Source organism: Candidatus Babeliales bacterium (assembly GCA_040879965.1).
Lineage (GTDB): Bacteria > Babelota > Babeliae > Babelales > JACPOV01 > JBBDJI01.
In genome coordinates this window covers 1-9,267 of record JBBDJI010000001.1, presented here as the reverse complement: position 1 = coordinate 9,267, position 9,267 = coordinate 1, and the positions used below count along the sequence as shown (strand labels likewise).

General features: G+C 30.7%; 9 protein-coding genes and 2 rRNA genes. 7 read left to right on the top strand and 4 right to left on the bottom strand.

All coding sequences use genetic code 11. The features are described from left to right. The 7 genes from WDZ41_00055 to WDZ41_00025 all read left to right on the top strand — a co-directional run. A 23S ribosomal RNA gene (locus WDZ41_00055) occupies positions 1 to 412 on the top strand; the annotation flags it as partial. A 102-nt stretch (positions 413 to 514) separates the two neighbouring features. After that, positions 515 to 629, top strand: a 5S ribosomal RNA gene (gene rrf, locus WDZ41_00050). 402 nt (positions 630 to 1,031) lie between these two features. Then, positions 1,032 to 1,394 carry a hypothetical protein gene (locus WDZ41_00045; GenBank protein MEX0939733.1) on the top strand — a complete coding sequence of 121 codons (363 nt, stop codon included), beginning with the start codon at positions 1,032 to 1,034 and terminating at the stop codon, positions 1,392 to 1,394. Positions 1,395 to 1,575: 181 nt separating this feature from the next. Further along, the gene (locus WDZ41_00040; GenBank protein MEX0939732.1) at positions 1,576 to 3,579 is read left to right on the top strand and encodes a hypothetical protein; all 2,004 of its coding nucleotides are present in this window, start codon (positions 1,576 to 1,578) and stop codon (positions 3,577 to 3,579) included. A 38-nt stretch (positions 3,580 to 3,617) separates the two neighbouring features. Next, positions 3,618 to 3,773: a hypothetical protein gene (locus WDZ41_00035; GenBank protein MEX0939731.1), complete on the top strand. Its 156-nt coding sequence runs from the start codon at positions 3,618 to 3,620 to the stop codon at positions 3,771 to 3,773. Between the two features lie 45 nt (positions 3,774 to 3,818). Next, positions 3,819 to 3,965: a hypothetical protein gene (locus WDZ41_00030; GenBank protein MEX0939730.1), complete on the top strand. Its 147-nt coding sequence runs from the start codon at positions 3,819 to 3,821 to the stop codon at positions 3,963 to 3,965. Positions 3,966 to 4,097: 132 nt separating this feature from the next. After that, a complete protein-coding gene (locus WDZ41_00025) occupies positions 4,098 to 4,907 on the top strand; it encodes a Ku protein (protein MEX0939729.1) in 810 nt (269 codons plus the stop codon). 20 nt (positions 4,908 to 4,927) lie between these two features. Here the strand turns inward: WDZ41_00025 and dcd are convergent, their stop codons facing one another. The 4 genes from dcd to WDZ41_00005 form a co-directional block, all read right to left on the bottom strand. Continuing rightward, positions 4,928 to 5,452: a dCTP deaminase gene (gene dcd / locus WDZ41_00020; protein MEX0939728.1), complete on the bottom strand. Its 525-nt coding sequence runs from the start codon at positions 5,450 to 5,452 to the stop codon at positions 4,928 to 4,930. Between the two features lie 89 nt (positions 5,453 to 5,541). Beyond that, positions 5,542 to 5,781 carry a hypothetical protein gene (locus tag WDZ41_00015; protein MEX0939727.1) on the bottom strand — a complete coding sequence of 80 codons (240 nt, stop codon included), beginning with the start codon at positions 5,779 to 5,781 and terminating at the stop codon, positions 5,542 to 5,544. Between the two features lie 64 nt (positions 5,782 to 5,845). Continuing rightward, a complete protein-coding gene (locus WDZ41_00010; GenBank protein ID MEX0939726.1) occupies positions 5,846 to 6,838 on the bottom strand; it encodes a hypothetical protein in 993 nt (330 codons plus the stop codon). Between the two features lie 23 nt (positions 6,839 to 6,861). Further along, the coding region (locus tag WDZ41_00005) for a CPBP family intramembrane glutamic endopeptidase (protein MEX0939725.1) at positions 6,862 to 9,267 on the bottom strand (2,406 nt) is incomplete at its 5' end.

Genomic DNA, 9,267 nt, shown 5'->3' with positions numbered 1-9,267 from the left:
TGGCACCTCGATGTCGGCTCATCACATCCTGGGGCTGGAGAAGGTCCCAAGGGTTTGGCTGTTCGCCAATTAAAGTGGTACGTGAGCTGGGTTCAGACCGTCGTAAGACAGGTCGGTCCTTATCCGTCGTGGGCGTAGGGTATTTGAGAGGAGCTGTCCCTAGTACGAGAGGACCGGGATGGGTAAGCCTCTGGTGTTCCAGTTGTTCAACAAGAGCAGCGCTGGGTAGCTAAGCTTATAAGAGATAACCGCTGAAAGCATCTAAGTGGGAAACTCGCCTCAAGATAAGATACCCCTGCTAGCTTCGGCTAGCAATAAGGTCCCTTGAAGACTACAAGGTTGATAGGCTGGGTGTGTAAGTACAGTAATGTATTGAGCTAACCAGTACTAATAGACCGAAAGTTTTAATTACGAACTTAATAAGCAAATTTGCGCTAACATTGAAAAATTGATGTTGACGTTTAAGGTCATACATTTTGCACAAGAAAAATTTAGATCTTTGGAATAAAAATTTTCTGGTGGGCATAGTTACAGGGAAACACCCGTTCCCATCTCGAACACGGAAGTTAAGTCTGTAGCGCCGATGATACTTGGCTGGAGACGGCCCGGGAAAGCAGGTACCGCCAGATCTAAATTAAAAAAACCTCGATGAAATATTCGAGGTTTTTTTTTATTAATTTTTTTTCAATAAATGATTTAATTTATTCTACTCCAGAAAATCCATTTTTTTTAGAATTGAGCATGAATAGCGAGTAGAATCTTTTTGAAACTTTAAGCAAGTAAATTTTGGATTCGAAAAATTTCTCACAATAAATATCTTTAAGCCATTAAGCGCTTCATTTTCCATTAAATTTTTTTTAATTTTCTAAATAATCTTAAAGACAAAATTTATTAAGTATTGATAATAAGCATTTAATAAAAGATTTATTTTTGTAATATATAAAAAAATTAAGTTTATTTTTTTTGTGTCATTTGATATTGTGAACTAATTCTTTTTAATTTCAAGACTTTAACTTTGAGGGAGTTTAATAATGAAAAATCGACTCATTATTATTTTGTTTTTTCTGCCATGTTTAATAAATGGTGGTATTGAATTTTCTAAAAAATCAAAAAAAGATAAAAGTTTATTTGATTTTTATGATCTGGATTATAAAACCAGTTTTGACGAATTAAATCCTGAAATTAAAGAATTTATTAATGATTATAAAAATTGGCCAAAAAAAGAGCAACAAAAAATTATATTACGCCATTTTGGTTATATGATTCCAAATAAACCAAATTATGATGAGCAAAAATATGGGAATTCTTTAGATTTTTGGTTAGATTGTCGCTTATTAAATCAAGAAAAAATTGGTCATTTTATTAATATACTTTACAAAATTCAGAAAGATTAAAATAAAAATTTTTTATAAACTTTGAAAAGATCTCTCTAAATATTTTTAGGGAGATCTTTTTATTTAAATAAAAAGATTATTGAATATTTTTTAAATAATGATCTAAAATAATAAAAACTCAATTTTAATGGAGAAGTAGTTGAAGTTAAAAAAAATTGTTTTTTTATTTATTTGTTTTTACATGTCACAGATAATAAATGCTGTCCATATTTTGCCTGGTCCTCGTAATTTGATAATACCCTTAGATTGGCATGTAGAAAGATTAGACTTCCAACAAAAGTATAATCAATTTGGTCCGATTACACAGACACTAATAACGGCGTTAAAGTCAGCTAAAAATCCAATCTTAGTTTCAACAGCAACATGGAATAATTTTGTCAAACGTCGTGTCATATTTACTGATTTTATTAACAAGCCTTTACCGAAATTAATAGAAAATTATAAATCTGAATTCCCGAGTGAAAATTTTCTGAAAAAATTTCACTCTTTATGTAATCAATTTATACAAAAGAAAAAAGTTCCTGAAGAAATTAATGAGTTTGCAGTTTGTTGGGCGTTACAGTTTAATTCCAATGAATGGATAATAAAAAAAATAAGTGATTACTTTCTTTTATTAATTCCGAAAAATTATATCAATGAATTAAAAGATCATCATTCTCAAAAACTTAAGGATATTGAAAAAGCAAAAGAATTATTGAATAGCACTGAACGAGAAAGGTTTGAAAAAGAGCTAAAAGAATTAGAATGTACAGTAAATATCCCATTCGAAGATATCTTCTTAGGTCTTAAATACTCTAATCAAGAAACTGTGCAAGATCCTTTTGATTACAAGAAGTTTAATATAAATGTTAAAATTGATTTTGAAAAAGAATTTTTCTTTTTATTATCTAAAATTTTTGTGACAAAAAATGATTTGGGTAATAATCCCCAGCAAATTATACAATGTTTGAACGAATGGTATTTATATTTAAATGGACATGGATCAGACGAAATTATCGCTGGATTATCCATAAATGGGTTCAAACAGCTTTTAAAGTTTTGGAATAATAGCATAAAAACAAAATTATTTTATTATGATACGTGTAAAATAGGTGGACCGCATCTTAAGTTACCTTATGAGCAACCTTATACCTACCCACTTAAAGCTGATAAATCATTGCCTTTAAGGGTTGAACATCCTATTGCTTTGAATTATGCAGTAATTGCGAGTTCTTTACTATATTCAGTTATAACTTCAAAGCTAATTAATTTAGAATATGATGAGAGTACCCAAAGATTTATAATTTCAAAAACCGATCAGAATTTTGATGATTTTTTTTTATTGAGTCATGCATTTATGGATCCTTTTTCTAATAAAAAAGAATTACCATCATTATCAAATTTAGTTTTATCTGTTCATCCACATGAAAATTTAGCGCTTCCGTATGTTCAGATCCCCGTTATTCGATTTCCAGGTACTGAATGGTTTTCAGTAATTGAATTTGATAAAAAAATATTTAGATTAACTCGTGTTTTAGTAGAGGCTGCACAGGCAGAAGATCGTGAAATTATAATAAAGAATAAAGCTTTTATTATAATTCAACCCGAAAATTTTTTAAGTTCATTACAAGAATTTACTCGTGGTGAAATTTTAACGTCTCTTAAGATTATTGATGATGAACCTGGTGATGACAAATTATTTCCCATTATTGTACCTAATATAACGAAACGTTCTTATTTTTATTTTTCTCAAATAGATGCAACCGAATTTGATTTTTATCAAATTATTGATGGGTTTATACCCGCTGAATGGGAATTTAAAATACAGGTAAGACATTTTATAAGAAAATTAATTTGCCGCAATCCGTTTGAAATTGGCGGTGATCCCGTAGAGCTTCATAATGTTATTATTTCTTATTATGATACTCCTGATGAACATAAAATATATTTTGGGATGTTAGATAAAATTTTCTATGTTAAGTTTCTAGCAAATGAGTTTTTTGATGAAAACAAGATTATTCCGCTTCCACCTAATATAGTACTTCCTTTATACCCGTTTCCTTTAAAGCCATCAAAATATAGAGGGGTTGTAGAAATTATCAAAAAAAAGGGAGAACAGATAAAGAAAAAGGAAGAAGAGCTCGAAAAACAAAAAAAACAACAAAGAAAAAAATACGCAACTATGTACCGATATAAAAAAATATAATAATTAAAATTAAATAAATTATTATTAAAGGGACAATAATGAATAACGAACCAAGAGATCGTTGCCAAATGTGCTTGCAAGAAGGTGAAAAATGTGCTGAATGTATTAAAGAAATTAAAAGTGTTTTAGAATGTGTTAGATGCGGTAAGCCAAACATGGATTGTACTTGTCGTCCTGAGCCGATTAAAAAATAGATAAATTTTTTCTTGTTTTTTAATATATATTTAAAAGGAGTTTTTATGAATGATAATAATAATAACAATAATAATATGAATAATAATAACGAAAAAAGAAGTTGCGAAATGTGCCGTAAAGAAGGCAAAACTTGCGAAAAATGCAAAAAATGTGACTCATGTGGCAAATCAAAAGAAAAATGTGTTTGCTAAAAAAAGCAAAAATTTTATTAGTGATAATTTAGGACCAAGAAATTGGTCCTATTTTTGTTAAAAAATCCTAGATATTTTAATGTATTTCTTTTCATACTAATTCTTGTAAAAAATTAAAAAAAAGGAAAAAAGATGAAAGCATTATGGAAGGGAAGGTTAGCATTTGGATTAGTTAACATTCCAATAAAATTATATTCAGCAATAGAATCACAATCTTTAGGATTTAAATTATTACATGCAAAATGCCATACCCCTCTTTCTTATCAACGGTTTTGTCCTCATTGTAAAAAAATAATTGAATGGGGAGATGTTATTAAGGGAAAAGAATTGGCGGATGGTTCTTATTTTATTTTAACAAAAGAGCAAATTGAAAAAATGAAACCGGAAACTATTGATGTTATTGAAGTTATTGAATTTATTGATATAACAAAAATAGACCCAATTTATTTTGATTCTCATTATTATTTAGCCCCGCAAAAAGTGACAGAAAAAGCATATTTTCTGTTCACAGAAATTATGAAAGAAATGCAAGTGACTGCAATTGGTAAATTTGTACTGCGTGAAAAAGAATATGTATGCAGCATCCAACCTTATCAAACAGGTTTTTTATTATCTACGTTGAATTATGCGTATGAAATTAGACCAATTTCGCGGGTAGAAGAATTATCGGTAAAAGTTACCGCAGAAGTAACGAAACAAGAACGTAATCTTGCTGAAAAATTTATAAAATCATTAACAAAAAAAGAATTTGATATAACTGATTTTAAAGATACTTTTAATGAAGAACTTCAAAAGCAAATTCAACGAGTTACTGAAGGGAAAAAAGTTATTAAAAAGCGAGCGCAAAAAGCAGTATTAAAAAAAGTACCGAAAGAATTATTGCAATCATTAAAAGAAAGTATAAAACAAGTTGAAAACAAGTCAGCAAAAGCACGTAGGTAAATTAAGTAACATATTCAGTTCTAAATTTCATCAAAATCTTTATATAAAAAACTTGGCTGAATATCTTTATTATCCTGGTATTTATTACTTTGATAGCGAGTAAAATCACCATGAATCGTATGATAATAAATTTGGCATATCTCAGTAGATGGATAAATACGAATAGGCTGAATACAAAAGATTTCTAACGTCCAAAAACCGGCAAAACCTACATCACCAAATCCAGCAGTCACATGAATAAAAAGGCCAAGGCGACCAATTGAAGATCTTCCTTCTAGCATAGGCACAAAATTTTCAGTTTTTGTATATTCTATAGTTCGGCCAAGATATAATTTATTTGGTTCTAATACTATCCCTTCTTGAGGAATAATAATTCCTTTTGTTTCGTGCTTACGTTTCATATCTAAGATTGAATCAGTGTAAACTAGCAATTTATTATGCAATCGAAGATTATAGCTATTGGGGTTCAATTGAGCGTAATGAAATGGTTCAATAATAATATTTTTATTTAGTTGACGGTAAATTTCATTGCCAGATAAAATCATATGATACTCCTCAGTTAATGCTTATCAATAATAGCATAATTTGTTAGAGGTAGATATCATGATTTGTTCAAAAAACTTAAGAGAAATAGTTACTTTTTTGTAAAATTAGGATGTTGAGGATGTAGTTCAAAAATAAAATTTTCTTTCAGATTATCGCTACTGTCTCTTTTGCGGATTTCGGTAACTCGTCTATGGTGCAAAGAATTTTCTCTATTGTTTATATTTAGAGGGTTTTGTATTTTTACAGGTCTTTCTTTTGTTTCCATGGTATAACTAAAAAAATTATATAAAAATAATAAACTCACTATTGATATTTTTTTAATATTCATTAATTCTCCTTATTTTTTTATTTATAATTATCATAGTAATAATTATTGTATTAAAAATCAATGATTATGCAGTAAAGACATTGAGTTTATTATGTAAACCTTTTAGCTCTCGAGTTAATTTTTTGAGTGTTTTCACTAATTCACCTTGTTCGAGATATTCACTACCATCTAAAATTGCATCGATTGTGTCAATAGCGTCTTGGATTATTAGTGCATCAATGGGCGATAAGCTATCTTTCCACAGAGCAAATGAGGTTAATAAGTCACCTAAATTATTAGCGGCTTGTGTTTTTTGAGCGAGTGCCTGTTGCTGTTGTGGCGTATTGACTAAAATATGATAAGTAAGAGCAAGATATTGTTTATTAAGTGAATATGCAGCAGACCAAAAGGTAGATAATTCTCGATTTTCTACATGAATTTTAGCGTTATTAGGAGAAATATCTTGTGGCGTATGAGCATTAACGTTAAGAGCAGAAAAGGTATTTGAAGCAATATCAGCTGTTCGTAAACTATTAGAATCAAAAATTCCCATGGGAATGTTATCATTGAAAAATTGTTGTTTAGTAAAAGCGTAACCAAATGGATGAAATACCATATTATAACTTTTGTTGCGTGCATCTTGATTATTGAGTAAGCCATTAATTATAATTTGTGCAAAGACAGTTTTATTTTTTAATATATTTTCAAGATCTTGCATATTAAAAGCTTTTTTTAATGCTTGAGAAAGAGTTGCTGGCAATGCTGCAATTAAAAAAAGCGGATCAACCCGAATAAGTGCATGTCTCTCTCTAAAATTATATGGTGTGCCATAAATACCTATCGCGGGAATACCAGTTAGTAGACTGAACAAAGGCATTTGAGCCAAATTAATTCTATCTTCTCCGGGGATTAAATTTACTTGGAACTCATATAATTGGCCTTCTGCTGTTTGATGGGTAGTTCGATCCCAAGTAATATTGCCGATTTGTTGCTTAGGCTTTTGTAACAAATCGTTTTTATCAATACCATTGATTTCAACGCTGAACAATAATAATAAAATACTGAGCTTTTTTTTCACTACTTCTCCTTTTTTTTTAATTTTTATTCTTTTGTTTGATATAACTGCTCAGACCACCAAATAGAAAAAGTACCAATCATAATTATAGCAAATAAAGTACCTAAATATATTCCGTGATATGCACCAAAAACAGTTTCTTGTATAATTTCCAAAATAGAAATTACTGCTGCCAGATAAGGAATTATGGTGCGATCGAACCGTATTAAATGAATATAAAGTTCGAGCAATACTACGCCAAATAATGAACCAAATAAAAGCCATGTATTAATATGTTCAATACCTGTTGATCCTTTATAAGCTATGCCAAGTATTAATGATAAAACCGTTGTTTGCCAAAGATTTTTTGACCAACTTTGGCTTAGGTAATCAAGAGTCTTAAAGAGTAAATAGAAAGTTAATGCGGTTGTTATGTAAGTAGTAAAATGCGTAAGCGCAAAACTTATTGAAGGAAAACGGGCAGAGGCATGAAGATAGTTAGGCCATAGTGGTGATAAAGATGGGGATAATTTTTCTGCTAATGCAATAAAACCACTAATAATAATTCCGGCTATACCTCCAAAAAGAATTCGCTCATAAATATCACGAATTCGTTGCAAAAAGAATGTTGCTGTTTTTATAAAACCAAATATAAGTGCAAGACCAAGAGAAGTAAAAAGTACTCGTATAAATAATGAGCCAGCGAACGTAATCAATTGATTGTTATAAGGTTCACTTGTTTTAAATGTGGCAATAAAAATTGGAAACAAATTCCAAAATTGAATAACCGATTTACCGAGTAATAAAAAGAAAATAATAAAGAATGTTTTTTGGGCAAATTGATGATGAATCCATTGGTTGATAGCGCGTAATCCACAAGAAATAAATAAAATTGCTAAAATAAGTAAACATATACTCATTAAAATAGAAAACACTGTTTGATTTTGCTTTTCAACGCGCTTCCATTCTTCAGGTACAAAAATGTAACGATAATAATCAGCGAGAGTATTACCTGCAATTTCTATATTAATTCGTGCTTCACCATATTCATCAGAATCCGTTTCTTTAGGGTATGCAATTGGATCTTTAAATGTAAATACCCAATCAAGTCGTTCGGGTCTTTTATATGAGACTGCCGAAATTTCAATCAGTTGTTTTGCTTCAAGACCAAACTGATTTTTAATAGTTTTATAAGCCAAAGTACGTGCTTCAGATTCTGATAAACTTTGTCCTGTTTTGGATTCTGGCAGTTGATGCGATATGCGTACAACTGATCCATCAGGATTTACAAAAACGTTGTATTCTTCAGCGCGTTCAACGATATTTCCTTCAAATTGTGCGTAACGGATTTGCCATTGCGCTGGCATAAGATAATTGCCAAGAAGTTTTTTGTGTAAATATTGATTAGTGCGCCAGAGAAATTTATGTTGTTCATTTATTTGCGCTTGCACAAATGCAGATTGTTGCCATGGATCAGATAATATAATATTTTTTTGAGCAAGCGTTTCGTTTGCCTCTGTTTTTGCCGTTTGCTTATCTATTTTTAAATTTATGCCATTATGAGCAAATGGTGTAGTGCAAAGCCAAACAATTAAACCAGTTGTACCAGCTATAAATAACCAATTTCTATAACGGAGTTTTTCGGTAATAAATTCGACCGGTTGTTTTATTATGGGCTCAAAAATTGGTTTTTCTTTGGGTTGCCATGCCTTATTATATAAATTTCTACTTATTTCAGACCAATAGCCGCTGTGCAAACGAGCGAATAGTACTATCCATATCGGAATGAGAGTTAATAAAATGACTAAGCATTGACTGAGCCACATATCATTTACTGATGATAAAAAAATCGGCAATGAAAACCAGACAACATCATAAGTAAAATGAGAAATAATTGCGGGCAAAAGTCCAAAGGCTAAATAAATACCGCCAAATACAAATGAAGGAATAATAAGTTCAACTAAACGAGCATACGCTGGTTGAGATGGATAATTGGCATGGGCTGCGCCAAAAATAATTGCTTGTAAAATAAAAGCAGTAAAGATCCATGCTTTTGCATTACCATATCGTTTGCCAATAAGTGCTGCACCAGCAAGAGGAACTGCTCTAAATAGACATTCTTCCATAAACCCAGCAGAAAGCGATTGGCCCACCGCACCAAGCCAAGGAGCATAAGTGGCTATGATATTTGGATCAATGAGCGTTGATGAAGGAGTCCACCAACCAAAATAGCGAGAAGCGAAATAGTAAATACTAATAATGAACGCAAAATCAAATCCTAAAATTAAATAGCCACCAATAGTTCTTCCCAGAACTTGCATGCTCGTTGCACCTTTTTTTGACCAAATTTTCCATAGTTGGATTTTTTCCGGAAATGCTTCTCGTGTTAAACTTTCAGCAGCAGCGAAAATAATACCAAAAATAAACGATATAGCGGAAAAAATACCTAATAA